Raw genomic sequence first — 24,461 nt, forward strand, 5'->3', positions numbered from 1 at the left:
TCACCGCGCTGGATGGGCCCCGGTGAGCCCAAGTTGGCGGGAACGTCACCTGAGGCCATTCTCACGCAACAACCGGTTTCTACCTTTGTCAGGACCCCACACGAAGCCCGTCGATACCGCAGACGACGCGCTTCTATCGAGCCCGATCGAGAGGAAGCCGATGACCGCAATCGCCGCCACCGGCCAAGAGACGGAAGCTCCGTCCTTCGAATATGAGAAAAAGGGCCGCTGGCTGACCCAGTGGGAGCCCGACAGCCCGAAATTCTGGGAATCCGGTGGAGAACGCACCGCCAAGAAGAACCTCTGGTTCTCGGTGTTCGCCGAGAACCTCGGCTTCAGCGTCTGGGTGCTGTGGGGCGCCATTGTCACCAGCATGGGCGCCGCGGGTTTCAGCTTCCTGGAGGGCCTGGGCACCGGGAACCCGACCGCGGTGGCCAACGCGCTGCTGCTGACCTCGATTCCCACGCTGGTCGGCGCGACCCTGCGCATTCCCTACACCTTCGCCGTTCCCCGCTTCGGTGGCCGCGCGTTCACCGCGTTCAGCGCGGCGATGCTGCTGATCCCCACGCTGGGCATGGCGTTCTTCATCAACCAGCCGAGCACCCCGATGTGGGTCTTCGTGGTGCTGGCCGCCCTCGCCGGCGTCGGTGGCGGCAACTTCTCGTCCTCGATGGCGAACATCTCGTTCTTCTTCCCCGAGGGCAAGAAGGGCGCCGCGCTCGGCATCAACGCCGCGGGCGGCAATCTCGGTGTCGCGCAGACTCAGCTCGCCGCGCCGCTGCTGATCACCCTCGGCACGCATCTGCTGGCCAAGGACGCGGCGGGCTACCGATTCGGCATCACGCTCGCCATCCTGGTGTGGGTGCCGTTCATCGTGGCCGCCGCGATCGGCGCGCTCCGGTACATGGACTCGATCGTCTCGGCCAAGGCCGACGGCAAGTCCTACAAGCTGGCGCTGACCAATTCGCACACCTGGATCATGTCGTTCCTCTACATCGGCACCTTCGGTTCGTTCATCGGCTTCTCGTTCGCCTTCCCGACCCTGATCAAGGCCAACTTCCCGCACCTGGCCGGGATCGGCTGGATCACCATGGTCGGTAACCTGGCCTTCCTCGGCGCCTTCGTCGGCTCGTTCAGCCGTCCGGTGGGCGGGTGGATCTCCGACAAGGTCGGTGGCGCCCGAATCACCGTGTACGTGTTCAGCGGTATGGCGATCGCGGTGGCGCTGATCATGGCGGCACTGTCGATGAAGAGCTTCCCGCTGTACCTGGCCGCGTTCCTGCTGCTGTTCGTGCTCACCGGCATCGGCAACGGCTCCACCTACCGGATGATCCCCTCGATCTTCGGCGCCACCGCCAAGGAGTACGCTGCCGAGCACGGTCTCGAGCTCACCGAGGCACAGGCTTCGGCACGGCGTCAGGCCGGTGCCGCGATCGGCGTGATCGGCGCGGTCGGCGCCTTCGGTGGATTCATCCTGCAGCAGGCACTTCGCCTGTCCAACATCAACTTCGGCACCATGGCACCCGCCTTCTGGGGCTACGCGGCCGCGTTCCTCGTGATGGCCGGGGTCACCTGGTGGTTCTACCTGCGCTCCTCGTTCGCCGTCGAGAAGGTACCGTCGCTGGCCTACGCCAACGTCTGACCTTCACACTCCAGATCGAAAGGCCGCGTCCGGAATTCGCTTTCCGGGCGCGGCCTTCCGCTGTGTACCAACGCCTTTCGCGTCGATGTTGGTCAACGCACCCGCGCACCCCGTATTCTGGAGTTCGGACTTGCACCGGGGCGGGCAGAGGTGAGCGCGAGTGAACATCTCGAACGGGGTGGTACAGCCACGGTTGCGCGATGCCTCCGTCGACGATCTGGCCGCGATCGCCGAGCTCGAATCGAGGACGTTCACCCCGCTCGCCTACCCCTATTTCGCCCTGCGCCAGCTCTACGACATCCACGGGTCCGACTGGGTGGTCGCGGAGCTGGACGGCGCGCTGTGCGGGTACGCACTGGTCGCGGTCGGCCGACACACCGCCTGGCTGTTGGGTCTCGCGGTGTCCGCGGGCCACCAGGGACGCGGACTCGGCAGCTCGCTGCTCGATCGCGCGGTGGCACAGTGCCGTTCGTCGGCGGTCGACGCGATCTTCATCACCGTGCGCCCGTCCAACGCACCCGCCGCCAAGCTGTACGAGAACTCCGGGTTCACCTGGGCGGGCCACGAGGCCCAGTATTTCGGCATCGGCGAGCCACGCGATCTGCTGGTGCACCGCATCGCCTACGACTGGACAGCCACCGACCGGCGCTGGCACAAGGGCCGTGGGCCGGTCGACAACGGATGAACAACTACCCCGCACACGAGCGACCGGGCGATTTCGTCGCTTCCAAGACCATCCTCATCCGCCGCCACGCCGACGCCTACGCCGAGACGATCGACGAATTCCTGCGCGGCCACGGCAGCGCCGACGAGTACCAACTGCTCGACGACCTCAATCACCGGGTCGAGCAGTTCCTCGCCGACTACGTCCCGCCCTCGACTCGCCGGATCGGCGACAGCCTGGTCTTCACGCCCCTCTACCGCGACGCCGACCCCGACGTGCTCGACAACGCGGGGCGCGAATTCTCCAGTGAGACCGTGCTGACCGCGCTGTTCGCCGCCGAGGTGGAGTTCCGTGGCCCGCTGAGCCTGAGCCGGACCCAGTCCACCCTGCTGGCCGATGTCTACGAGGAACTCGGCGAACTGCTCTCGGCGCACCGGCTGCCCGCCCACGCCGCGCTCGCCTACCGACAGGCCTACCGGCTGCACACCATCACCGAGAATCCGCGCGGCCAGGACCGGTGCGGATTGCGCATGGCACGCGCCCGCACCAGGGCACGCACGCCCCGCTGGCGGCGGATCCCCGGGGTCGCCTCGGATCTGTTGTGCGGCTATGGGTATCGGCCGTTCCTGCTGCTGGCCTGGATCGCGGTGGAGATCGCGGTGTTCGTGCTGGTGTTCTACCTGACCGGTGGCGAGATCGATTTCGACACGGCGTTGCGGGTGTGTCTGGTCAACTTCCTCGACCCGACGACGCCCGACGACACGGAAGCGATGACCGCGGTGGGGCACTACACCCTGATCGTGGAGTCCTACGCCGGGATCGTGTCGACCTCGGTGTTCTTCGCGCTGCTGGTGCGACAGTTGTTCCGGCTGTGATCACCAGTGCGACTGGCTGCGGGTCAGCGCGCCCAGGGTGGCCACCGCGATCCGGTCGCGCAGCTGCCCGATCCGCGCGTTCCACTGCACGCTGAACCCCGGATCGGCCTCCAGCCCGGTCCACAGTCCACGCAGCACCGACGGGGTGAACGCGCCGGGCAACCACAGGTGGACGAGATGTTCGAGCATCGGGGTGAGCACCTGGGCGGGCGAACTGTGCGAGAGCTCGGCCATCTCGGCCTCGTCGATCACGTCGGTGAGCACCGTGAGCAGCCAGTCGTGCATCGCGAGGTCTTCGCAGAAGCGTTGCACCGCAAGCAGTTCGGTCGCGTCACCCACCACCACCGAGGCCAGCCGGGTCTCGTCGTCGACCAGGACGAACGACATGCTCGGCGGCTCCCCTGGCCGGACCCGCGCGGCCCAGCGCAGCATCGAGGCGCCGGTCTGGATCGGGGGCCGCTGATTCAGCATCGGATCGGTGCGCACCCGCATGTGCAGCCGGGCCGCCACGGCACCGGGGTCGAGCGTGGCGACGGCCGGATCGGGCGGCCCGAGGAATCCCTCGACGAGGTGGCTGCCCAGGTTGGCCGGTGTCCGCGTGAGCACTTCCACGATGCCGACCCGTCCGAGGTAGTGCCCCCAACTGCGCCGGTGACCGCCTTCCCCGGCGACCACGGTGGTCTGGGCCGAGCTCTGCAGGATCCGTCCACCGAGGACCACCGCGTGCGTGGCGACGGTCCCCACCCCGCGCACCCTGGCCCGGCTCGGCGTCGCCAGCCGGCAATCCACCCCCTCGGGGATCACCGGCGACTGCGCCCAGCTGACCGGACGCTCCCGCGATTGCACGCCGCGGCCACGAACCAGGGTCAGCAGTTCCGCCGCCGACCCCCTGCTCAGGGCCGCGGACTCGGGAAGCAGGCCGGTGCGCACTTCGCCCAGAAGTGCCAGCGGACCACCGCTGAGTTGCATCACTGCAGCGTATCGGGTCAGACGCCGCTGAGGAAGTGATGCGAGAGCCGATCGGTGACGAACTCGGTCATCGGCACACCCTGCTGCTGGGCCCGCTGGGCGATCATCCCGACGACGACCTCGTCGAGCGCGACGTGCTCGAGAATCGTGCGCACCGCGTGCTCGATGCCCAGATAGCGCTGCGGCAGCAGCGACAGCGAACGGAACGCGGCGAACGGGGCGGCGTGCTCCTGGAGCCGGATCACGCTCGGGAACTGGTCCCAGCGCGCTGGCCACTCTTGGTCGGGATCCCAATAGTCGGCCCGCACAATGGCTTTGCCCTCCTCACGGAGCATGCCAAGGCGCAGCAGCTGCCAGACCGAAGCCAGGAACGGGCACGACCACAGCACATCGCGCGGCTCGCGACCCGCACCGCGATCACGCCACATCTCCACATCGAGGAAGATCGAGTGATTGTGCGCCGAGAACTCCACCGGGTGCCGGTAGTTGACCTCCATGGCCTGACCAGGCTCGTCGTCGCTGGAGCGACTGCCGTTGCACAGCCAGCCCGACTCCGCGGTGGGCGGGCGACGCCCGGTGCTGCCCGGCGCGGGCTCGGCGACGACCGAATCGGCCACCATCTGCGCCAATGGAACCCGCGGTTCGTCGTGCAGCCTGCGCAGATGCTTGTCGCAGCCCGCCTCACTGCCGAGGTAGTCGATCCGCACCCCGCAGTCGGCGGCGATCCGGAGCAGTTTGGGCACCACCTGGCGGGGGTCGGCGTCGTTCTGGAAGTAGTCGTCGAGCAGGAAGCAGGTACTCACCCGCACTCGCGACGGACCGCCCGCGGCCTCGGCGAACTCCTGGCGGGCCAGCTCGGTGAAGGCGTCGAGCAGCGGTGCGACCCGGCGGAACTGGGCGGCGATCGCCTGTTCCCCGTTGATCAGATCGGACATGTAGAAGTGCCCGGCTTCGATGGACACGTGCGCCAGCGCAACGTCCTCGACCCGTGTCGACGCCGTCGCCTCGGCGTAGGCGGCACTGCTCACCTCGGGCACACTACACCCGGACCCAGGTCGAACGATCCCACAGCCGCCGCGCCAGTTCCTCGAACGCCTCGACCGTCGCGCGATGGGCGATGCCGGCGTTGACATCGGCGTCGAGCACGATCTGCTCACGCCACTGCAACACCGGTTCGACCGGCGTCTCGCCCAGCAGCGCGCCGGCACCGAGGCGATATTCGGCGGCGAGCGAGCGCAGCGCGTCGTTCTGCTTGATCAGCCAGGCCGCCTGCGGTCCGCCGCTGGCCGCGTGCTCGTCGGTGACGCGCGGAACCGCGGTGCGTACGAAGCGGATTCGCGACAGCATCTCGTCCGGGGCGTACCCGAGCTCCACGCCGGTCTTGAGCAGACCCTTGGGCCCGTGCACAAGCCCCTGGGCGGCCATCAGGTGCTGACGGGTCCAGCGGTGATACACCAGCCAGGCCACCTGCTTGCCCGGCATGTCCTGCGGCCGAGTCGCTTCCAGCGCGATCTGCATGGCCACCGACCGGCCCGCGCTGAGGTCGACGATCACGACTTTGAACGTGGCGTCCAGGTCCAGCAGCAGTTCCCGGCAGCGGCGGACCACCTGGGGATCGTTGGCCGACATGGCCTCGCCGCCGCCCTCGTCACCGGGGAGCAGGACCAGCTTGCCGCCCCGGGAGCGCTGGCGGCGCAGGCCATCGCGGTTGGTGCTCGCCCGCACGTCGATACGTTGGGGCAGGCTGTTGTGCCCGCGCAGATACGAGTGCAGTCCGTTGCCGGGCTGGGTGCCGCGTTCCACCGAGCCGATCTCGAACAGCGCGCCCGCGGTGGGCGAGCCGAAGTCGAAATCGAGGTAGGCCGTGCTGATTCCGCGCAGTCCCAACCGGTAGGCGAGATTGCAGCTGGTCACCGACCGGCCCGTTCCGCCCTTGTCGGAGGTGGCGAACACGATCATCTGCTCAGGTGCTCCTTGTCGCGTCGAGACGGGCGTAGGCGAGCCGATCCAATTCGATCAGCGCGGCCGAGGCGAGGGTGAACGCGGTGCCCGGCTGGACATTCACCACCTGCCGCGCCCTGGCCAGCTGCTGTTCGACGCCGTCGAGGGCGATCCGATTGGCCGAGGTGTCGGAGATGCTGACATTGAGCATCTCCTGATTGAGCAGGTGCTCGGCCTCGTTGAGCAGCTCCACCGCGCGCACGACCATGGCCGGTGAGCGCAGCGGCACCTCGCGGTAGGTGCGGTCGGCGGTCACCAGACACTCGATGACACGTTCGGTCATGTACCACGACGGTCGCTGCTCGTCGGTGGTCGAACCGCCGAACACCGCGCCCGGCACATCCCACAGGCCCGCCGCGTCGCCCTCGGTGATGACCCGTCGGTCCAGATGGTCCATCACCTCCTTGGCCAGCTCCATCAGCCGGTCGCGCGCGGTGATGTTGCCGGACAGCCGCGCGGCCTGCAGACTGCGCTTGAGCAGCACCGTGGCGAAGTCGGAGGCGATCCAGTCCAGGCGCGGGCCGCCGCCGTCGACGTTCTCGCTGCCGCGCAGGCTCATCCGGACGCCCGGGTGGTGCAGCGCGACGGCCGGATCGTCCCGGGTCGGTCTGCGCACGATGCGGCCGCGCCGGGCCAGTTCGTCGAAGATGCCGATCGCGCGGGTCAGGTCGTCGTCGGAGGCGGTGCGCGCCACCAGTTCCTGGATGAGCACCGCGGAGACCAGCAGACTGAAGTAGTCCGACTCCTCGCCGTCGGAGGTGCGCCAGGGAATGTCCTCCAGCGGCCAGGTCTCGGTGCCGAAGCGCGCGACCGTGGCCCAGTAGCGCTGGGTGATGTCCCAGCGGATGCGCAGTGCTTCGGCCAGCCGGTACTGGGTGTCGTCGAGCAGGTCGAGTTCCCTGGTGCGCTGGGAGAGCACGTCGTTGATGCCGTCGAGGGCGATGATGGTGAAGTACAGGTACGGGCGTGGATCGGCGTAGCCGACGCCGGCGCCGATCTCGGGCGGCACGAAGTCGACCGCGTCGGAGCCCGCGACCACGCCCCAGCTCCAGCCACACTCGAACAGCAGGTCCTCGTCATCGAGTTCGGCCTCGGTGGTCCGGCCCAGTGTCACGTCGTTGCGCAGGCGCGCGCGGACCCGTTCGAGGCTGCGGGCCACCGATTCGGCGACCACTTTGTCGGGCTGGCCGGACTGGTTGAGCATGCCGACCAGAACCTCCCCCGAGGGCGAGCGCGGCGACATGGTGTTGACCACGAAACTGCGCACCAGGCCGGTCATCGCGGCGGTCAGCCGGGCGCTCATCCGCTCGTTCAGCGTGGTGATACGGGTGCTGATGTCCTTGCGTCGCTCGGTGCGCGCCCAGCGGTCGAACACGCGGGCGAAGCCCAGCGCGGCGATGCACAGCGTCACCGACATCGAGTAGCCGTCGACCACCTCCAGGTGGTGCTGGGCCGGGGACGGTTCCCGATCACCGCTGGCGCGCAGGTAACTCCCGGCGTCGAAGCGGGGCAGACCGTCGGGGTCGGTATTGCGCTCGAGGTATTCCTCGAGCAGACCCAGCACGGTGATCCCGATCTTGGCCTGACCGCCAAAGGCCTCCAGCACGGCCCAGACGTCGTCCGACATCGACTCGGGGCGATCCAGCGCGAAGCTCTCGATCTCGGTCGCCGGGTACAGCAGGCACAGCAGCTGTTCGGAGTCGCTGATCGAGTTGGCGGCGAGCACACCGTCCCAGTGCCACTTCTCGTCCCGGTAGCAGGCCGAGAGCATGGCGCTCCAAATGTCCAGGATCTGTTGTCTGGGCTGGATTCTCACCCGCAGCCGTCCTCACCGCTCGTGACGAGCCGCGCTGGGTCCCCCGGTCCAGCGCAGGACACATGGCGGCGATGCCTGCTGAAGATAGCACGACAGACCTCGAGAAAGGTTGAGTCTCAATGGATTTGAAACCACATCCGACCCAACGGTCACGATCGGCGCAATTGCCGCTTACAGCGCCAAACGGACCATGTCGGCGGTGCGCGCCAGGCCGGGGAAGGCCTCCGGCGTCGAGCGCGGGTGCAGCGCGTGCACGGCCAGGCGGAACATCAAGGCGCGCAGCAGCATCTGCGGCCATTCGGGCAGGGTGGACCAGCGGTCGAGCAGGCCGTCATCGCCCCCGCCCCAGGCCAGCGCGTCGACCACGACCACGCCCGCGGCCCACACGGCCGGACGCCAGTAGGGCGTGATGTCGGTGAGGCCGGGAGTGTGCGCACCGGCGAACAGCACGGTGCCGAACAGGTCGCCGTGCACGAGCTGGTCGGGGCTGCGGATCGGCTTGCGCAAGGTCGAGAGCTGCCCGATCAGCTCGAGGCTGCGCTGCCCGTCGGGCGTGGCGGCGATCGGCACGCCACCAGCGCGCAGACTACGCAGCGGCACCGACTCCCAGGCCGCGCGATCGGCGGCGACGAACACGTCCACATCCACCCACGGCGCGACCGGCGGCTGGACCAGGAACCGGGGACGCTCCAATTGCGCTGTCGCCTGGTGTAATCGCAGCGAGACCGAGACCACCTCGTCGTGGCGCGGCTCCGGCGCGCCGTCGACGTAGGTGTCGGCGCGCCAGCCGGAGACCACATACCGGCCATCGGTGGCCCTGACCGGCCGGGCCACCCGCAACCCGTCCACCGCGAGGGTCTCGCGTACCTTCGCCGACCAGGCGGCCCGCGCGTGGTCGGCGACCGGGCTCAGCACCACGTCACCCAGCCGCCAGCCCCCGTCCCAGTCACCGAGGGAAACCGGTGTCACTTCGCGAAGTCCGAATGTGGCTCGCACATGCTCGGGAGGTTCGACTGAGGTCACGGCCGTACCGTAACCCCGGACCGGCGACGGTCGACCGAAGGCACGCTGGCACATCGCACTTTGCGACCACACCGCAATCAGCGGCGTGGTCGCTACCGTGTGGCTACCGGATCAGTAGACCGGCAGCGAGGGATCGACCTGCTTGGCCCAGGCCACCACACCACCCTGCAGATGGGTCGCGTCGGCGAAGCCGGCCCGCTTGAGCGCGGCCAGCGCCTCGGCCGAACGGATACCGGTCTTGCAGTGCAGCACGATCGGCTTGTGCTGCGACAGCTCCGAGAGCGCCTCACCGGAGAGAATGCGGTCCTTGGGGATCAGGGTCGCGCCCTCGATGTGCACGATGTCCCACTCGACCGGCTCGCGCACGTCGATCAGCTCGATCTTGTCCGCGTCGAGCAGGTCCTTGAGCTCGGCGGCGGTGATCGTCGATCCGGCCGCGGCCGCGGCACCTTCCTCGGAGACCACGCCGCAGAACGCCTCGTAGTCGATCAGTTCGGTGATCGGCTGCCGTTCCGGATCACGGCGCAGTTTGATGGTGCGGTAGTTCATGTCCAGTGCGTCGTAGACCATCAGGCGGCCCAGCAGCGTCTCGCCGATGCCAGTGATCAGCTTGATCGCCTCGGTCACCATCACCGAACCGATCGAGGCGCACAGCACGCCCAGCACGCCACCCTCGGCGCAGGAGGGAACCATGCCCGGCGGCGGGGCCTCCGGGTACAGGTCGCGGTAGTTGATGCCGCGCCCGTCGGGAGCGTCCTCCCAGAACACCGACACCTGGCCCTCGAAGCGGTAGATCGAGCCCCACACATAGGGCTTGCCCGCGAGGACGGCGGCATCGTTGACCAGGTAGCGGGTGGCGAAGTTGTCGGTGCCGTCGACGATCAGGTCGTAGTCGGCGAACAACTCGACCGCGTTGTCGGGTTCGAGCCGGATCTTGTGCAGGTTGACAGTGATCCCGGAGTTGATCTCCAGGATGGAATCACGAGCGCTGTCGGCCTTGGGACGGCCGATGTCGGATTCGCCGTGGATGATCTGGCGCTGCAGGTTCGAGGCGTCGACCTCGTCGAACTCGACGATGCCGAGCGTGCCCACCCCGGCGGCGGCCAGGTACACCAGCGCGGGCGAGCCGAGGCCACCGGCGCCGATCACGAGCACCTTGGCGTTCTTCAACCGTTTCTGACCGTCGACGCCCAGATCGGGGATGATCAGGTGCCTGCTGTAGCGGGCGACCTCGTCCTTGGTCAGTTCCGCGGCCGGTTCGACCAGCGGCGGCAAGGACCCGTTGAAAGACACGTCCACAACTCCTGTGTTCTGGCGGCTGGCGCCGCGGGTTTGCGGCCTGGAAGCACACCGGTAGCCGTACTGCAAGTGCAACAGAGCCCGCCGCGCTGTTCTTCCCTCCCATGGTCCCGCATGGGCGAGGCCACTATCCGCGGGGGTAGGGCCAGGGGTTGAAGCGGCAGGTCTTGCCGTCGGCGGGCACCACGCCGTGCGGGTCGAGCACGGCGATGTCGTTGTTCTTGGTACCGAAGGTCTGCTGCATCATGATCGGCGCGAGGCCACCATCGGTCTCACACGGCTGGTGGCCGTGATAGCCGATCGCGTGGCCGACCTCGTGATTGATCAGGTACTGCCGGTAGGAGCCGATATCACCGTCGAAGGCGAGTGCGCCGCGCACCCACCGCACCTCCGAGAGCACCACCCGGCCGAGGCTGGCGTTGTAGCACGAGGAATCGATCGGGATCTCGAATCCGCACGACGCGCGAGTGCTGTCGCGTGAGGTGAGCGAGATCCGGAAGTCGGGGACGCCGGCATCGACGCGCTGGAAGGCGAACTTGGCGTCGTGAGTCCAGCTCTTCGGGTTGGCCAGCGTGGTGTCCACCATCGTGGCCACCGCGACGTCACCGCCGAACGGCGAGGTGTCGATACCGTCCTCCACCTCGACGGTGTAGCGGAAGACCCGTTCGGCGCCCTGCCCGACCTGCGGGGTCGTGCCCGGCACGACATGCCAGGTGCCCGCCGCCCGCTCGACGAACTCACCGCCCTCCGGCAGCGCGCCCAACGGCAGATCCGCGGGGAACTTCCCGTCCCCGGGCGGAGCGCCGATGATCCCGGTCTTGGCCACCTCGGGGCTGTGCGCGCCGAAGGTCGGTTCGAGCTGCGTGGTGACCGGCCCGGTACGCACCGCATCGGCGATCACCAGCACCGTGACGGCGAGCAACACCGGCAACGCGTACGCCCGCCAGCCATACGTGGAGACGAACCGGCCGATCGCACTCTGCTTCTTGGCATCCCGCTGCGGGCTGCGCGGCCTGCCGTTGTCGGCGTCGGTGGGGTTCCAGCGGGCCCGCAGCGGCTGGCGGGATCGGTCGGCGGGCTGATACAGCCCCGGGGGGTCGTAGACCTGTAGTCCCGATCCCTCTGGCGCCGGAGTCGCGGAACCGGACTCGGTGAGTTGCGTGGGGCGAGCGACATCGCGCCCGCCGCCGGACGAGGGTTCCGGGCGGTCGGTCACCCCACCAGATTCTCACAGTGGGCGGCCGGAGGTTCGGGCGGCCGGGGCGGATCCAGCGGTTACGGCCCGGCGAACTCTGGGTACTGGTACTACATTTCCAGGGGGAAACTCCCACGGAACACCGTGCGAGTATCGTTCGTGTGATACCCGGACCGCACACCCACGGACCGGGAAACGACAAAGAGAGCAGAGATGACTGACCTCGTGGACCGCATGACCTCGCGCCGATCGGTGCCGGAGACGGTCCCGGCCAAGCGCGGCACCCGGCTGCCCCGGGACGAGCGCCGTCAGCAGCTGCTGCTGGCCGCCAGCGAGGTGTTCGTGCAGCGCGGGTACCACGCTGCCGGGATGGACGAGATCTCGCAGGTCGCCGGGGTCAGCAAGCCGGTGCTCTACCAACACTTCGCGAGCAAGCTGGAACTGTATCTGGCGGTGCTGCAGAACTACGTCGACATCCTGGTCTCGAGCGTGCGCCAGGCGCTGCGTTCCACCACCGACAACAAGCAGCGCGTGCGCGCCGCCGTCGCCGCCTACTTCGACTTCGTCGACAACGAGATGCAAGGCTTTCGCCTGGTCTTCGAATCCGACCTCACCAGCGAACCGCAGGTGCAGCGCCGGGTCGAGCAGGCCACCGAGGCGTGTGTCGACGCGGTCTTCGATCTGGTCGCCCACGACTCCGGCCTCGACCCCTACCGGGCCCGCATCCTGGCCGTCGGACTGGTGGGCGCGAGCCAGTTCACCGCCCGCTACTGGCTCGAGGCCGACCGCCCGATCCCGAAGGACGAGGCCGTGGACACCACAGTCGCCCTCGCCTGGGGCGGCCTGAAGCACGTGCCGCTGTCCGCCGCACCCGGTACCTTCGGTCGGCAGGATCGCTGACCCCGTCACGACAACGGCCCGTCATCGCCTGCGATGACGGGCCGTTGCTGTTATTCCACGCTGTTGGTTCTACACCGTGGCGAAGCCGACACGGCCGGTCGCCGGGGAACCGATCTCCACGTAGGCGACCTTGGCGGCCTGGATCAGGAACTTGCGGCCCTTCTCGTCGGTGAGCGAGACGACACCGCTCTGGCCACTCAGCGCATCGGACACCAGCGCCTCGATCTCGTCAGGGCTCTGCGCGCTGTTGATGACGAGCTCGCGCGGGCTATCCGAAATACCGATCTTGACCTCCACGGCCAACCTCCGAACGTAAGAGTCCTGTGTTGTCGCCTTCAGGTTAGTGCAGCGTGAACGCCACCGTCCCCGCGCCCAGCTGCGCCCTGAGCGAACAATGCCGTCCACCGTGACGACTGATCTCGCGCGAACATGCGCGACTGCGGATGACTTCCTGAACGGTCGAGCCACACGAAGTCAGCTCTGCCACGCGGCGCTCAGACCACGTGCCGGATACAGAACACCCCGGAGACACACAACGCTGAACCTGCACTTTCGCCGGAAGGCGGTCGTTGATCAGGACCGGTTGGGGCGTTGGTGCACGTTCAGCGTTGGAGTTTCGAGCCTCGCCTAAGCGTCTACGGTGACCGCTGCGTCATTCGCCGTGGCCTCGGCGGGCTTACGACGGCGCCTGCGCCGGGCGGGCTTGGCTTCGGCCGAAGTATCGCCGGCGTCAGCGGTGTCGGCCGGGGCCTGGTCGGCGGCGGTCTCGGTGCCGGAGTCGTTCGACTCGGTGTTCGCCTCGCCCGCCTCGCCGGAGCGGCGGCGGCGACGACGGCGGCGGGCGGGCTTGTCGCCCTCGGTGCCTTCGGCCTGGTCGGCGTCGCTGATCGCCTCGGTAGGCGTGCTGCCGTTCTCGGCGGGCTGGTCGGCCTTGCCGCCGCGGGTGCGACGACGGCTGCGGGTCGACTTGGGTCGCTCGGTGCGCTCCTCGACCACGTCGCCGTCCGCACGGGCGGGCGTGGCCTTGCGGATCACGCCCGTGACGCCCTCGGGGATGCCGAGTTCGGCGTACAGGTGCGGGGAGCTGGAGTAGGTCTCGGCGGGGTCGGCCATGTTCAGGCCGAGCGCCTTGTTGATCGACTCCCAGCGGTGCAACTCGTCCCAGTCGATGAGGGTGATCGCGACGCCGGTGCGGCCTGCGCGGCCGGTGCGGCCGATCCGGTGCACGTAGGTCTTCTCGTCCTCGGGGCACTGGTAGTTGATGACGTGGGTGACGTCGTCGATGTCGATACCGCGCGCGGCGACATCGGTGGCGACGAGCACGTCGATCCCACCCTTGCGGAACTTGGTCAGCGCCTTCTCACGAGCGACCTGGTTGAGGTCACCGTGCACGGCACCGACATTGAAACCGCGCTCGGCGAGATCGTCGGCCACCTTCTGCGCGGTGCGCTTGGTGCGGGTGAAGATCATCGTCGCGCCCCGCGACTCGGCCTGCAGCACCCGCGCGACCAGTTCGGCCTTGTCCATCGCGTGCGCGCGGTAGACGAACTGCTCGGTGCGGTCGTGCACCGCGGAATCGTTGGCCAGCTCGGCGCGGATGTGCGTCGGCTTGGTCAGGAAGGTGCGGGCCAGGGTGATGATCGGGCCGGGCATGGTCGCCGAGAACAGCATGGTCTGGCGTGCGGCGGGGACCATCGACAGGATGCGCTCGATGTCGGGCAGGAAGCCCAGGTCGAGCATCTCGTCGGCCTCGTCGAGGACCAGCACGCCGATCTTGCCCAGGATGAGGTGGTTCTGGTTGGCCAGATCCAGTAGTCGGCCCGGGGTACCGACGACCACGTCGACACCGTCGCGCAGGGCGGCGATCTGGGTGTCGTAGGGGCGGCCACCGTAGATGGCGCAGACCTTCAGCGAACCCTGGTGGTTGGTCAGGTACTTGCTCGCGTTCTCCAGGTCCTTGCTGACCTGGATGCACAGCTCGCGCGTCGGCACGATGACCAGGGCGCGCGGGGTGCCGTCGAGCGGGGTGGTTCCGGTGTCGGCGGTGGCGATGCGGTGCAGCAGCGGGACGCCGAAACCGAAGGTCTTACCCATGCCGGTGCGGGCCTGGCCGATGAGATCGTCACCGGCCAGGGCCAGCGGCAGGGTCAGTTCCTGAATCGCGAAGGTGCGTTCGATCCCGATCTCGCCGAGCGCGCGCACGATTTCGGGGCGCACGCCCAATTCGGCGAAACTCGGCGGGATGTGGGTGGTGTCCAGTTCGGCCGTCAGGAGGTTGTCGGTCAAGCCGGGTTCCTGTTCGACAGTGATCTTGCTCAGGGTTCGTGCCTTCCTCGTCATTGCATCTCGCACGCACGAGGTGGGGCGGGCCGGTCGGCCCGCGACGACCACATATCCGCCTGTGATACCCACCGGGCCCTCGCCGATCGCGGAGTGCGTCATCGGCGCGGCACATCGGTGATGCGGATTCGGTGCGCGCACATTTTCCTGGTCAACGCCGCCGTCCGCCCGCGCTGCGCACCGGTGGATTGTCGCGTCCACCGGGGTACCGGGGCGACGAAACTAGCGTTGTCCACGGTGATTGTAGCGTGATAATGTGCGCAAACCGAATTTCCGCGCGGCGTCACGCTGCCCGAAATCAGGTCTGATCAGGGTCGCCACCCGCACCGATGGTGTGTCGCAGCGCAATTCGAGGATGCCGGATTCCGCGCGTGTCCGCCGATGTAATCGAGCTCACTTGGTACCGGCGGTACCGGGTGTGAGACATTCATGACGTGAGCATCACCGAGACCGTCACCACTGCCGCGCGCAACGCGTGGGCGCTGAGCTTCGGCGCCGGTATCGAGCCCGTCGACCCGACGCCCTCGACCGTGCTGTGGGACGAGCCGCACCGCCTGCTGCGTCGCTACCATACCGAAATATCCTCTGCCACAACGGATTCCGCTGTGCTTCTGGTACCGCCGCTGGCCGCGCCCGCCACCTGTTTCGACCTGCGGCCCGACCAGAGCCTGGCGCGGCACCTGGTGCGGTCGGGTCGTGCGCCGTATCTGGTCGACTACGGCGAGATGTCGTTCGCGGACCGTCGCATGGGTTTCGAGGACTGGGTCACCGACATCCTGCCCGAGGCGATCCTGCGGGCCAGCGCCGATCGTGGCGGCGCACCCGTCGACCTGGTCGGCTGGTCGATCGGTGGGGTGTTCGCCCTGCTCACCGCGGCCGCGAATCCCGAACTACCGATCCGCTCGGTGACCGGCGTCGGCCCGCCGCTGGACTACGACAAGATGATCGGCATCCCGCAGTTACGCGCGGTCGCCGGGCTGACCGGCGGTCTGGCGATGACCACGGCCGTGCGAGCCGCAGGCGGCATCCCCGCCTCGCTGACCCGGATCGCCTACCGCCTCGCCGCCATCGACCGCGAACTGGCGCGACCGCTGTTCGTCGCGACCAATCTGGCCAAGACCGACACGCTGGCCAAAATGGAATCGATCGACCGATTCCAGGCCGCCATGCCCGGCTACCCCGGCCGCTTCTACGGCCAGCTCTGGGGCCGGTTCATGCTCGCCAACGACATCGGCAAGGGCAAGATCGAACTACGCGACCGCACGATCGAACTCGCCGACGTGCGCGTGCCGGTCCTGCTGGTCGGCGGCACCGCCGACGTGATCACCCCGAAGTCCGCCGTCGAGGCCGGTCTGCGCACCCTGACCGGCTCCCCCTCGGTCACCTACGAGATCGCCCCCGGCAGCCACCTCGGCATCCTCGCCGGCCCCGACGCCCGCGACACCACCTGGACCTACCTCGACAAGTTCCTGGCCGAACGCGATTGATCGCCGATCAGGACTAAGGTTGGCGAACATGGGAGCACAGACCTCTGCCGTGCCGGATGTTGTCACGGGCGAGCCACTCGCCGCCGATCACCCGGGGGTGACCGAACTGTTCGCGGTCATCGCCTATGGCGAGGTGTCCGCGTTCTATCGGCTCGCCGAGGAAGCCAAGCTGGCGCCCTCACTGCGCGGTCGGGTGGCGGTGGCCAAGATGGCCGCGGCGGAGCTGGCGCACTTCGAGACGCTGGAGGCGGCACTGGCCGCGCGCGGCGCCGACGCCGAGGCGTCGATGGCGCAGTATCAGGGCGCGCTCGACTCCTACCACGCCTCCACCGACCCCTCGACCTGGCTCGAGTCGATGGTGAAGTTCTACGTCGGTGACGGCCTGGCCGCCGACTTCTACTCCGAGATCGTCGGCGTGCTGCCCGCCGAGGTCGCCGAGGTGGTGCGCGAGGTGCTCGCCGAGACCGGCCACTCGCAGTTCGTGGTCGACGAGGTGCGCAGCGCGGTGGCGGCCAGCCGCTCCGAGCGCGACCGCCTCACTCTGTGGGGACGCAGGCTGCTCGGCGAGGCGATCACCCAGGCCCAGTACGTGATGGCCCAGCGCGACGAGCTCGCAGAGCTGGTGCTGGCCGCGACCGGCGATCTCAACGGCATCGCCACACTGTTCGACCGGATGCAGGAGCGCCACGCCGCCCGGATGGCCGAACTCGGGCTCTAGACCATGGCCGGGCGCGACCGCGCCGCACACGGCACGGTCGCGCCCGGTTACTCAGTTTTCGTCGGCGCTGCCCGAGGCGGCGTCACCGGCCGCGTCGGCGGCCGAGCCCGCCGCGCTCCCGGAGTACTTGGCCGTCGAGCCCGCGATGCTGCTGCCGGTGCCGAGCACGCTCAACAAGCTCCCGACGCCAGGAAAGGCCAGGCCCGCGAAGTAGCTCGCGGCCGAGCTACCGGAACCGAGTGCGCCGAGCAGAGCGCCCGTCGAGGCGCTGCCCGCGCCCAGCTCGGCGCTGCCCGCCGCGGCGGAGGCGCTGCCCGCGGCCAGCCCTGGCGCGGCGGAGGCCGGTGCTCCGACGGCGAGCGTCATGGCGATTCCCGCGGTGAGCGCGACGGCATATCCGAACCTACGTGTGGTCATGAGATCAACCCCTTGATCGGCCCGCCACCCTGCGGCACGGACCTGCTGTAGCAGAAACAGCCGGACGAACATAATGGTCATCCGACCTGTACGGATTACAGCATGAAAGACTTTGTAACGCGGGACAATCGAGTAATTCGTGAACGTTCGATGAAGCGCCGGGGTCAAGCGCGCCGGGCCACCACTCAACGCTCCGATTACACTGCCAGTCGTGCTTGCACCGGAGCGGCGGACGCGCGCCGACATCTTCGCCGCGGTGACGATCGCCGTCGCCCTCGTGGTGGCCGCGGTCGTGGTGTGGGCGCGCGCCGACGCGACCGGGACCGAGTCGGTCACCGCCGACTCCCCCGCCCCGACCGTCACCGCGGCCACCCAGCTGCCCGCCGAGCTGCGGGAACTGTGGCATGCGCCCGACGGGTCGAGCGGGCGGGCCCTCACCTCCGGCAATGTAGCGGTGACCGGGAACGACGGGACCGTGAGCGGACGGGATCCGGCCACCGGTGAGCAGCGCTGGTGGTATCACCGCGACATGCCGCTGTGCGGGGTGGAATCGCAGTTCGGCACCGTCATCGCCACCTATCGCGATCAGCGCGGGTGCAGCCAGACCACCATGCTCGAAGCCGACACCGGCGAGCGGCGCGTCGCGCGCAGCAGCTACATGGACGACGCCATCCGCCTCACCGGCGATGGCACGTACCTGCTGGCGCTCGGCCCCGACCGGCTGGAGATGTGGCGCTCGGATCTGGTGCGCACCCTGGAGTACGGCTATGTCGACGCCCCGGTGAACCCGAACACCCAGCCGCGCTCGGGCTGCGCGCTGCGCTCGGCCGCCTCGAGCTCCGCGCGCCTGTCCGTGCTCGAACGCTGCCCCGGCGACACCACCGACCGGCTGACCGTGCTGAATCCGGCACCGAAGGAAGCGACCCACCCCGAGGAACACGGCTCCCGCGTGCTCACCGCGCCCGGCGCCGATTCCCCGGAGCTGCGCGTGGTCGCGGTGTCGGAGAACAAGACCGCGGTCTACTACCCACCCACCGAACCCACCGCGACGGGCCCCGGGCTACCCGCCCGGATCGCCGTGCACGACGGCACCGGCAACGAGATCGCGACGCACCCACTGGACGCGCCGTGGAGCGAGCGCGCCACCGTCACCCGAATCGGCACGGCGGCCTACATCTTCACCGGCGACAGCCTGATCGCCTTGAGCCCGAACACCTTGCAACCGGCGTGGACCGTGCCCGATGTCCTCGGCACCCCGGCGGTGATGGCGGGCCGGCTGCTCGTCCCGGTCGCCGAAGGACAGCTCGCGCTCGACACCTCCGACGGCAGTACCGTCGCCCGGATCCCGGTCCAGCGCAGTGGCTATCAGGGCGAGGTCATCTCCACCGCCGTCCTCGGCGACACGGTGTTCGAACGGCGCGGCGGACAGTTGTACGCGCTCGGCTGAGCGCGCGGCGCCTGCCATGATGGAGACATGTCCGCACCCGACGCCCGACTGGTCCTGCTGCGCCACGGGGAAACCACCTGGTCCAGTCAGCGACGGCACACCAGCCACACCGACCTGCCACTGACCGAGCTCGGCGAGGCGCAGGCCACCGCCGCCGGGCTGGTCCTGACCTCGCTCGAGCTGCGCGATCCGCTCGTGTTCACCAGCCCGCGATTGCGGGCGCGCACGACCGCGGAGCTGGCCGGGTTGCCGCACGCCGAGGTCGACGAGGACCTGGTCGAATGGGACTACGGCGACTACGAGGGCATCACCACCGCCCAGATCCGCGAGTCGGTCCCCGGCTGGACGGTGTGGACCGCACCGGTGCCCGGCGGCGAGACGGCCGAGCAGGTGGGCGCTCGGGCCGATCGGGTGCTGGGCCGGGTCGAACCGGTGCTGCCCGAGCGCGATGTGGTGCTCGTCGGCCACGGGCACTTCTCGCGGGTGCTGATCGCGCGCTGGGCGGAGTTCGGGGTGCGCGAGGGCCGCCGGTTCGCGATGTCGACCGGCGCGGTCAGCGTGCTCGGCTTCGACCACGACGCGCACACCATCTGGGCCCACAACCTGACCGTCCGCACCGAACCGACCGAAGGAGCCGCCCGATGAGCGCGGTCGTGCGCCGCGCCGTTCCCGCCGATGTGACCGCGATGGTCGGGCTCGTCCACGATCTGGCCGAGTACGAGAAGGCGCCCGCCGAGTGCACCCTCACCGACCCGCAACTGCACGCGGCGCTGTTCGGTCCGGCCCCAGCGCTGTTCGCACACGTCGCCGAGCGCGACGGCGTCGTGGTGGGCTGTGCGATCTGGTTTCTGAACTACTCCACCTGGGACGGCGTGCACGGCATCCATCTGGAGGACCTGTATGTGCGGCCGGAGACCCGCGGCAGCGGCCTCGGACGCGCCCTGATCGCAGCGCTGGCCGCCGAGGCGGTCGAGCGCGGCTACAGCAGGGTGTCGTGGTCGGTGCTCACCTGGAACACCCCGTCGATCGCCTTCTACGAATCACTCGGTGCCGCACCGCAGGACGAGTGGATCGGTTATCGGCTCTCGGGTGCCGAACTGGCCGCACTCGCCGGCTCCGGGAGCTGAGTCATATGCATATCGCATCACCGCACCAGTGGCCGGGTACGCCCGCCGAAGCCGTCGCGTTGCAGGACGCACTGCGGCCACTGGTGCGCGCCGAAAACCCGGCGCCGCCGCAATACCGCACCGCCGCCGGAATTGATTCGGCCCATGCCGAGGACGGCACAGTCGCGACCGCTGCGGTAATTGTCGATATGAACACCCTGGAAACCATCGAAACAGCCGTCGCACACGGGATTTCGACATTCATATCGGGGTGCTCACCACGGGATTCCGGCAGCCCGAGACCACCCGCAGGGCCGATCGGCTGTGCCGCGCGGCATTGCGCGCGGCGACGGCCTGACTACCGAGGTTCCTCGGGCAGCTCGCCGTAGTCCTGGGCCATCCACCGGCTCGACGCGGGCGCGAACAGCGCGACGATCGCGCCAACCACCACGATCCCCAGCAGGCTGCCGAACAGCGGCTGATGGGAGTCGGTGAGCAGCGACCACACCACCGGCAGCAACAGCACCTGGGCGATGACCGCGACGGCACGGCCCCACCGCCTGCCGGTGAACAGCGCGATCCCGGCCGCGAGCACGCCACCGAAGAGCACCGCGAACCAGATCGCCGTGCCGACGCCGCTGGCCATCGACTGGTCGTGGCCGTTCATCGCCCGCACGATCAACACGATCGCGGTGACCACCCCGGCCATCCCCTCCAGCGCGACCAGTCCACCGGCCACCCGCACCGTCGTCGGAATGCCGGTCGGCACCTGGTCGCCGCTGCCCTGCTGGTCTCCATCGGTCACGTCGTGCTCAGTCACCCGCCCAGCCTACGACCCCGGCCCCGCACCCCCGACCCCTAGGGAGGGGCGTTCGCGGCCCGGCCCGCCGGTCAGGTGCCGCGGCGTAGGCGACGAAGGAGCAAGCCGCGGTGCCTGACCGGCGGGCCCCACAGGGGCCGCGAACACGCCGTGCCGCAGGCGCGGCAAGATGGGCACAGTGCGGACGCTGCTCATCGTCAATCCCAATGCCACTTCGACCACCCCGGCGACCCGGGATCTGCTCGCGCACGCGCTGGAGAGCCGAACGCAGCTGACCGTTGCGCACACCCAGCATCGCGGGCATGCGGCCGAACTGGCCCAGTGGGCGTCCACGCAGGAAATGGACCTGATCGTCGTGCACGGCGGCGATGGGACGGTCAACGAGACCATCAACGGTTTCCTGCCGCTGCCGCAGGTGGACGACGGCCAGGTGTGGCGGCCGCGGCTGGGGATCATCCCCGGTGGCTCGGCCAATGTGTTCGCCCGCGCGCTCGGCATCTCCCCCGATCCGGTGACCGCGACCAATCAGCTCATCGATCTGCTCGGCCGCGACGCCGATCGCCGGATCGGGCTCGGCCTCGCCGACGATCGATGGTTCACCTTCTCGGCGGGAGTCGGTCTCGACGCCGATGTCTGCGAGGCGATCGACGCCGCCCGGGCAAAGGGCCGCAAAGCCACGCCCGCGCGCTATCTGCGGACCACGGTGCGCCAGTTCTTTCGCGCCAGACGACGGGAACCGAGTGCCACGGTCGAGGTTGCCGGACACGATCCGGTCGAGCAGGTGTATTACGCCTTCGTCACGAATTCGAGTCCGTGGACCTATCTCGAGGACCGCCCGATTCGCACCAATCCCACGACAACCTTCGAAACCGGACTCGGGGTGTTCGCGGTGCGGTCGATGAGCGTGACGCGCACGCTGCTGCTTGCCCGCCAGTTGCTGGCCGAGAATGGAAACCCCAAGTCAGGTGCGCTCTTTCGCGCCGACGACGTGCCTTCGGTGCGGATCGAGACCGACTCCGAGATCGGCCTGCAAATCGATGGCGACTTCATCGGAAAACGCAAGATGGTGCATTTCACATCAGTGCCCCGGGTCCTCGATGTGGTAGCCCCCAAGCCTTCCTGAGCGCCGAACACGCAGAAAATCTCCCGGTTGCGCTGCGAAAACCAGGAGACGCGAGTACAAAGGACCGGGCAGGTCCCCCTGTGGGGCCCTCTACAGCGTGAGCTTCCCCACGGTGCGCCGGACACCTATTGACATCTACGGTGTTCGTGAAAGCATTCACAAGCAACCGTGCGGAAACATTCGAGTCGCACAAGTGAACGATCCACTAACCAGAGGCGCCCTTTGGGGTGCCCGCGCAAAGGAGCAGAGGAATGGACTGGCGCCACAAGGCCATCTGTCGCGATGAGGACCCCGAACTGTTCTTCCCGGTGGGTAACAGTGGTCCTGCGCTCGCGCAGATTGCCGATGCCAAGCTGGTCTGCGCCCGCTGCCCCGTCACTGCCGATTGCCTGTCGTGGGCCCTGAAGTCCGGACAGGATGCCGGTGTGTGGGGTGGAATGAGCGAAGACGAGCGTCGCGCGCTCAAGCGGCGTAACGCGCGCACCCGCACGCGTACCTCCGTCTAGTTCGACGGAGTGGCGTTGCCGGGCCATCAGCCCCGGCCCGGTAACGCATGAAGTAAAAACCCGGCACCTCACGGTGCCGGGTTTGTTGTTTTCTCCGGGGGAATTCAGCGACTCGCGCGCCGCCCGAGCGGTACCCGCAGCACCGCGTCGGTACCCACATCGGCGCCGGGATGCAAGCCGATCGAACCGCCGAGTTCGGAGGTCACCAGCGTCCGCACGATCTGCAGGCCCAGCCGGTCGGAGCCCTCCAGACTGAAGCCGGCGGGCAGACCGCGGCCGTCGTCGCTGATGATCACGTCGAGCCAGCGGGCCGAGCGTTCCGAGCGAATCGTCACGGTACCGTTCTGGCCCGCGTCGAAGGCGTGCTCGATCGCGTTCTGCACCAGTTCGGTCAGCACCATCACCAGCGGAGTCGCCCGCTCGGCGGAGAACACCCCGAGCGATCCGGCCCGGCGGACCGTGATCCGCGCGGTGTGTACCGTCGCCACGTCGGCCATGATCGGCAGCAACCGGTCGACGACCTCGTCGAGATCGACCTCTTCGTCCACCGACATCGACAGCATCTCGTGCACCGAGGCGATGGAGGTGACCCGGCGCACCGATTCGGTCAGCGCCACTTGGGCTTCCGGATTCTCGGTGCGCCGCGCCTGCAGGCGCAGCAGTGCCGCGACGGTCTGCAGATTGTTCTTCACCCGGTGGTGGATCTCGCGGATCGTCGCGTCCTTGCTCAGCAGCGCGCGGTCGCGCCGCTTCACCTCGGTGACGTCACGCACCAGCACCGCGGGTCCGGCCAGTTCGCCGCCCGGCCGCATCACCAGGGTGCGCAGCAGCACGGTCGCCCCGCGCGCCTCGACCTCCATGCGACGGCCGGTGCGCCCGGCGAGCGCGGCCTGGATGTCGGCCACCACTTCCTGGGCGTCGAACGGATCGGTGATCAGTGAGCGAGTGGTCACCGCTAGGTCCTGGCCGACCAGATCGGCCTGCATGCCCATCCGGTGATAGGCCGACAGGGCGTTCGGACTCGCGTAGACGACCAGACCTTCGGTGTCGAGCCGGATGAAACCGTCGCCCGCGCGCGGGCTGGAATGGGTCGCCGCCCGGTCCTCGGGGGTGGGGAAACTGCCGTCGGCGATCATCTGGCACAGGTCGTCGGCGCAGGCGACGTAGGCCGTCTCCAGGGTGCTGCGCACCCGCGAGCGCGCCAGATCGGAGTCGCGGCTGAGCACCGCGATCACGTCGTCCCCGCAGCGCACCGGAATGGCCTCGCGCACCGCGTGCACCGGGCTCGGGTGGTAGACGGCGCTCACCTCGACCTCGGTGTCGGTGCGCACGGTGTTTCCGGTGAGCAGGGCGTCGAAGACCTGCGGGAAGTCCGTGCGCGAGGCGGTCGTGCCCACCTTGTCGTCGAGGTGCACGGTGGGTGCGGTCGTCGGGCGGATCTGGGCGACGCAGACCACGTCGGCGCCGTTGGCGACCGGGCCCGCGCCCACCCACAGCAGCAGATCCGAGAAGGAGAGGTCGGCGAGCAACTGCCAATCGCCCACCACCCGTTGCAGGTGGTCCACGGCGGTGCCGGGAAGGTCGGTGTGTTCGGCGAGTAACTCGCTCAGTGTCGCCACGTGCGTCTTACGCGATGGTGGCGATCAGGTCGCCCGCCTGCAGAACCTGACCCGGCGTCACGTCGATCGAGGTGATGTCGCCTTCGATCTCGGTGAGCACCGGGATCTCCATCTTCATCGACTCGAGCAGCACCAGGGTCTGGTCGACCCGCACGTGCTGACCCACCGCGACCTCGACAGCGAGCACGGTCGAAACCATCTCCGCGCGCACTTCTTCAGGCATGACACCCCGTTCGTTAGTCGTTGGGCCACGCGCGCGGGCGCGGTGGCCGTATCCGCCGAAGCTACAGCCAACCACACGTGAAACAATGACTGTCGATCAGATTGTGCTCCGCGCTCCGGCGGGGAGGACCCAGAGAAGGGAGCTACCGAATGGGTAAGCGTGGACGTAAGAAGCGCAGCCGCAAGGGCAACGCAGCCAATCACGGCAAGCGGCCCAACGCCTGAGCCAGGCTCGGAACGTGAGAAGGGGCACCCGTTCGGGTGCCCCTTCT

Annotated in this window: 26 protein-coding genes; 12 read left to right on the plus strand and 14 right to left on the minus strand. The window is 68.6% G+C overall.

Features of this window, described 5'->3' with window-relative positions:
• The first annotated feature begins 160 nt into the window (after nt 1-160).
• From BOX37_RS24545 to BOX37_RS24555, 3 genes are all read left to right on the plus strand, one after another.
• Nucleotides 161-1,642, plus strand: coding sequence for an MFS transporter (locus BOX37_RS24545; RefSeq protein WP_071929693.1), 1,482 nt, complete (start codon nt 161-163; stop codon nt 1,640-1,642).
• Between the two features lie 160 nt (nt 1,643-1,802).
• A complete protein-coding gene (locus tag BOX37_RS24550) occupies nt 1,803-2,327 on the plus strand; it encodes a GNAT family N-acetyltransferase (RefSeq protein ID WP_071929694.1) in 525 nt (174 codons plus the stop codon).
• On the plus strand, nt 2,324-3,181 hold the full coding sequence (locus tag BOX37_RS24555) for a hypothetical protein (protein WP_071929695.1): 858 nt from the start codon (nt 2,324-2,326) through the stop codon (nt 3,179-3,181). The genes BOX37_RS24550 and BOX37_RS24555 overlap by 4 nt, the downstream gene beginning before the upstream one ends.
• On the opposite strand, the gene BOX37_RS24560 is transcribed toward BOX37_RS24555, so the two are convergent.
• The 7 genes from BOX37_RS24560 to BOX37_RS24590 form a co-directional block, all read right to left on the minus strand.
• A complete protein-coding gene (locus BOX37_RS24560) occupies nt 3,182-4,150 on the minus strand; it encodes an SCO2521 family protein (RefSeq protein WP_071929696.1) in 969 nt (322 codons plus the stop codon). It abuts the gene before it with no gap.
• Nucleotides 4,151-4,167: 17 nt separating this feature from the next.
• Nucleotides 4,168-5,178 carry an SCO2522 family protein gene (locus tag BOX37_RS24565; protein WP_071931845.1) on the minus strand — a complete coding sequence of 337 codons (1,011 nt, stop codon included), beginning with the start codon at nt 5,176-5,178 and terminating at the stop codon, nt 4,168-4,170.
• A 10-nt stretch (nt 5,179-5,188) separates the two neighbouring features.
• Complete coding sequence (locus BOX37_RS24570) at nt 5,189-6,109, minus strand: SCO2523 family variant P-loop protein (RefSeq protein WP_071929697.1); 921 nt, start codon at nt 6,107-6,109, stop codon at nt 5,189-5,191.
• A 4-nt stretch (nt 6,110-6,113) separates the two neighbouring features.
• The gene (locus BOX37_RS24575; protein ID WP_071929698.1) at nt 6,114-7,967 is read right to left on the minus strand and encodes an SCO2524 family protein; all 1,854 of its coding nucleotides are present in this window, start codon (nt 7,965-7,967) and stop codon (nt 6,114-6,116) included.
• Nucleotides 7,968-8,138: 171 nt separating this feature from the next.
• Nucleotides 8,139-8,990, minus strand: coding sequence for a TIGR02569 family protein (locus BOX37_RS24580; protein ID WP_071929699.1), 852 nt, complete (start codon nt 8,988-8,990; stop codon nt 8,139-8,141).
• 111 nt (nt 8,991-9,101) lie between these two features.
• Nucleotides 9,102-10,283 (minus strand): adenylyltransferase/sulfurtransferase MoeZ, encoded by a 1,182-nt coding sequence (moeZ, locus tag BOX37_RS24585; protein WP_071931846.1) that lies wholly within the window; start codon nt 10,281-10,283, stop codon nt 9,102-9,104.
• Nucleotides 10,284-10,416: 133 nt separating this feature from the next.
• Nucleotides 10,417-11,505 (minus strand): DUF3152 domain-containing protein, encoded by a 1,089-nt coding sequence (locus tag BOX37_RS24590; RefSeq protein ID WP_084760059.1) that lies wholly within the window; start codon nt 11,503-11,505, stop codon nt 10,417-10,419.
• Between the two features lie 192 nt (nt 11,506-11,697).
• On the opposite strand from BOX37_RS24590, the gene BOX37_RS24595 reads away from it, so the two are divergent.
• Entirely contained in the window at nt 11,698-12,384 is a 687-nt protein-coding gene (locus BOX37_RS24595) for an HTH-type transcriptional activator FasR (RefSeq protein WP_071929700.1), read from the plus strand.
• Nucleotides 12,385-12,453: 69 nt separating this feature from the next.
• Here BOX37_RS24595 and BOX37_RS24600 read toward each other — a convergent pair whose 3' ends face one another.
• Entirely contained in the window at nt 12,454-12,681 is a 228-nt protein-coding gene (locus tag BOX37_RS24600) for a DUF3107 domain-containing protein (RefSeq protein WP_071929701.1), read from the minus strand.
• Between the two features lie 330 nt (nt 12,682-13,011).
• A complete protein-coding gene (locus BOX37_RS24605; RefSeq protein ID WP_071931848.1) occupies nt 13,012-14,724 on the minus strand; it encodes a DEAD/DEAH box helicase in 1,713 nt (570 codons plus the stop codon).
• Between the two features lie 434 nt (nt 14,725-15,158).
• Between BOX37_RS24605 and BOX37_RS24610 the strand changes: the two genes are divergently transcribed.
• Together BOX37_RS24610 and BOX37_RS24615 are read left to right on the plus strand one after the other, a co-directional pair.
• A complete protein-coding gene (locus BOX37_RS24610) occupies nt 15,159-16,211 on the plus strand; it encodes an alpha/beta fold hydrolase (protein WP_206045711.1) in 1,053 nt (350 codons plus the stop codon).
• Between the two features lie 28 nt (nt 16,212-16,239).
• Nucleotides 16,240-16,929 (plus strand): ferritin-like fold-containing protein, encoded by a 690-nt coding sequence (locus BOX37_RS24615; RefSeq protein WP_071929703.1) that lies wholly within the window; start codon nt 16,240-16,242, stop codon nt 16,927-16,929.
• Between the two features lie 51 nt (nt 16,930-16,980).
• Here BOX37_RS24615 and BOX37_RS24620 read toward each other — a convergent pair whose 3' ends face one another.
• Nucleotides 16,981-17,346 carry a hypothetical protein gene (locus BOX37_RS24620; RefSeq protein WP_071929704.1) on the minus strand — a complete coding sequence of 122 codons (366 nt, stop codon included), beginning with the start codon at nt 17,344-17,346 and terminating at the stop codon, nt 16,981-16,983.
• A 211-nt stretch (nt 17,347-17,557) separates the two neighbouring features.
• On the opposite strand from BOX37_RS24620, the gene BOX37_RS24625 reads away from it, so the two are divergent.
• Genes BOX37_RS24625 through BOX37_RS24635 form a run of 3 tightly spaced genes read left to right on the plus strand, consistent with a single transcriptional unit; the run spans nt 17,558 to nt 19,920 of the window.
• Nucleotides 17,558-18,793 carry an Rv3212 family protein gene (locus tag BOX37_RS24625; RefSeq protein WP_071929705.1) on the plus strand — a complete coding sequence of 412 codons (1,236 nt, stop codon included), beginning with the start codon at nt 17,558-17,560 and terminating at the stop codon, nt 18,791-18,793.
• A gap of 27 nt (nt 18,794-18,820) precedes the next feature.
• A complete protein-coding gene (locus BOX37_RS24630) occupies nt 18,821-19,438 on the plus strand; it encodes an acid phosphatase (RefSeq protein ID WP_071929706.1) in 618 nt (205 codons plus the stop codon).
• The gene (locus BOX37_RS24635; RefSeq protein WP_071929707.1) at nt 19,435-19,920 is read left to right on the plus strand and encodes a GNAT family N-acetyltransferase; all 486 of its coding nucleotides are present in this window, start codon (nt 19,435-19,437) and stop codon (nt 19,918-19,920) included. Before BOX37_RS24630 ends, BOX37_RS24635 begins: the two co-directional genes overlap by 4 nt.
• A gap of 17 nt (nt 19,921-19,937) precedes the next feature.
• Here BOX37_RS24635 and BOX37_RS35875 read toward each other — a convergent pair whose 3' ends face one another.
• Entirely contained in the window at nt 19,938-20,066 is a 129-nt protein-coding gene (locus BOX37_RS35875; RefSeq protein ID WP_276207216.1) for a hypothetical protein, read from the minus strand.
• A 191-nt stretch (nt 20,067-20,257) separates the two neighbouring features.
• Nucleotides 20,258-20,608 (minus strand): hypothetical protein, encoded by a 351-nt coding sequence (locus BOX37_RS24645; RefSeq protein WP_240505450.1) that lies wholly within the window; start codon nt 20,606-20,608, stop codon nt 20,258-20,260.
• Nucleotides 20,609-20,897: 289 nt separating this feature from the next.
• Here BOX37_RS24645 and BOX37_RS24650 point away from each other — a divergent pair, with 289 nt between their 5' ends.
• Complete coding sequence (locus BOX37_RS24650; RefSeq protein ID WP_071931850.1) at nt 20,898-21,842, plus strand: diacylglycerol/lipid kinase family protein; 945 nt, start codon at nt 20,898-20,900, stop codon at nt 21,840-21,842.
• Between the two features lie 251 nt (nt 21,843-22,093).
• Complete coding sequence (locus tag BOX37_RS24655; protein ID WP_022567051.1) at nt 22,094-22,348, plus strand: WhiB family transcriptional regulator; 255 nt, start codon at nt 22,094-22,096, stop codon at nt 22,346-22,348.
• A gap of 104 nt (nt 22,349-22,452) precedes the next feature.
• Here BOX37_RS24655 and BOX37_RS24660 read toward each other — a convergent pair whose 3' ends face one another.
• Together BOX37_RS24660 and BOX37_RS24665 are read right to left on the minus strand one after the other, a co-directional pair.
• A complete protein-coding gene (locus BOX37_RS24660; RefSeq protein ID WP_071929709.1) occupies nt 22,453-23,967 on the minus strand; it encodes a sensor histidine kinase in 1,515 nt (504 codons plus the stop codon).
• A 7-nt stretch (nt 23,968-23,974) separates the two neighbouring features.
• Nucleotides 23,975-24,190: a biotin/lipoyl-binding carrier protein gene (locus BOX37_RS24665; protein ID WP_071929710.1), complete on the minus strand. Its 216-nt coding sequence runs from the start codon at nt 24,188-24,190 to the stop codon at nt 23,975-23,977.
• A 149-nt stretch (nt 24,191-24,339) separates the two neighbouring features.
• Here BOX37_RS24665 and BOX37_RS36265 point away from each other — a divergent pair, with 149 nt between their 5' ends.
• Complete coding sequence (locus BOX37_RS36265) at nt 24,340-24,414, plus strand: 50S ribosomal protein bL37 (RefSeq protein WP_022597109.1); 75 nt, start codon at nt 24,340-24,342, stop codon at nt 24,412-24,414.
• Nucleotides 24,415-24,461 lie beyond the last annotated feature (47 nt).

Origin of the sequence: Nocardia mangyaensis, assembly GCF_001886715.1 — a bacterium.
Lineage (GTDB): Bacteria > Actinomycetota > Actinomycetes > Mycobacteriales > Mycobacteriaceae > Nocardia > Nocardia mangyaensis.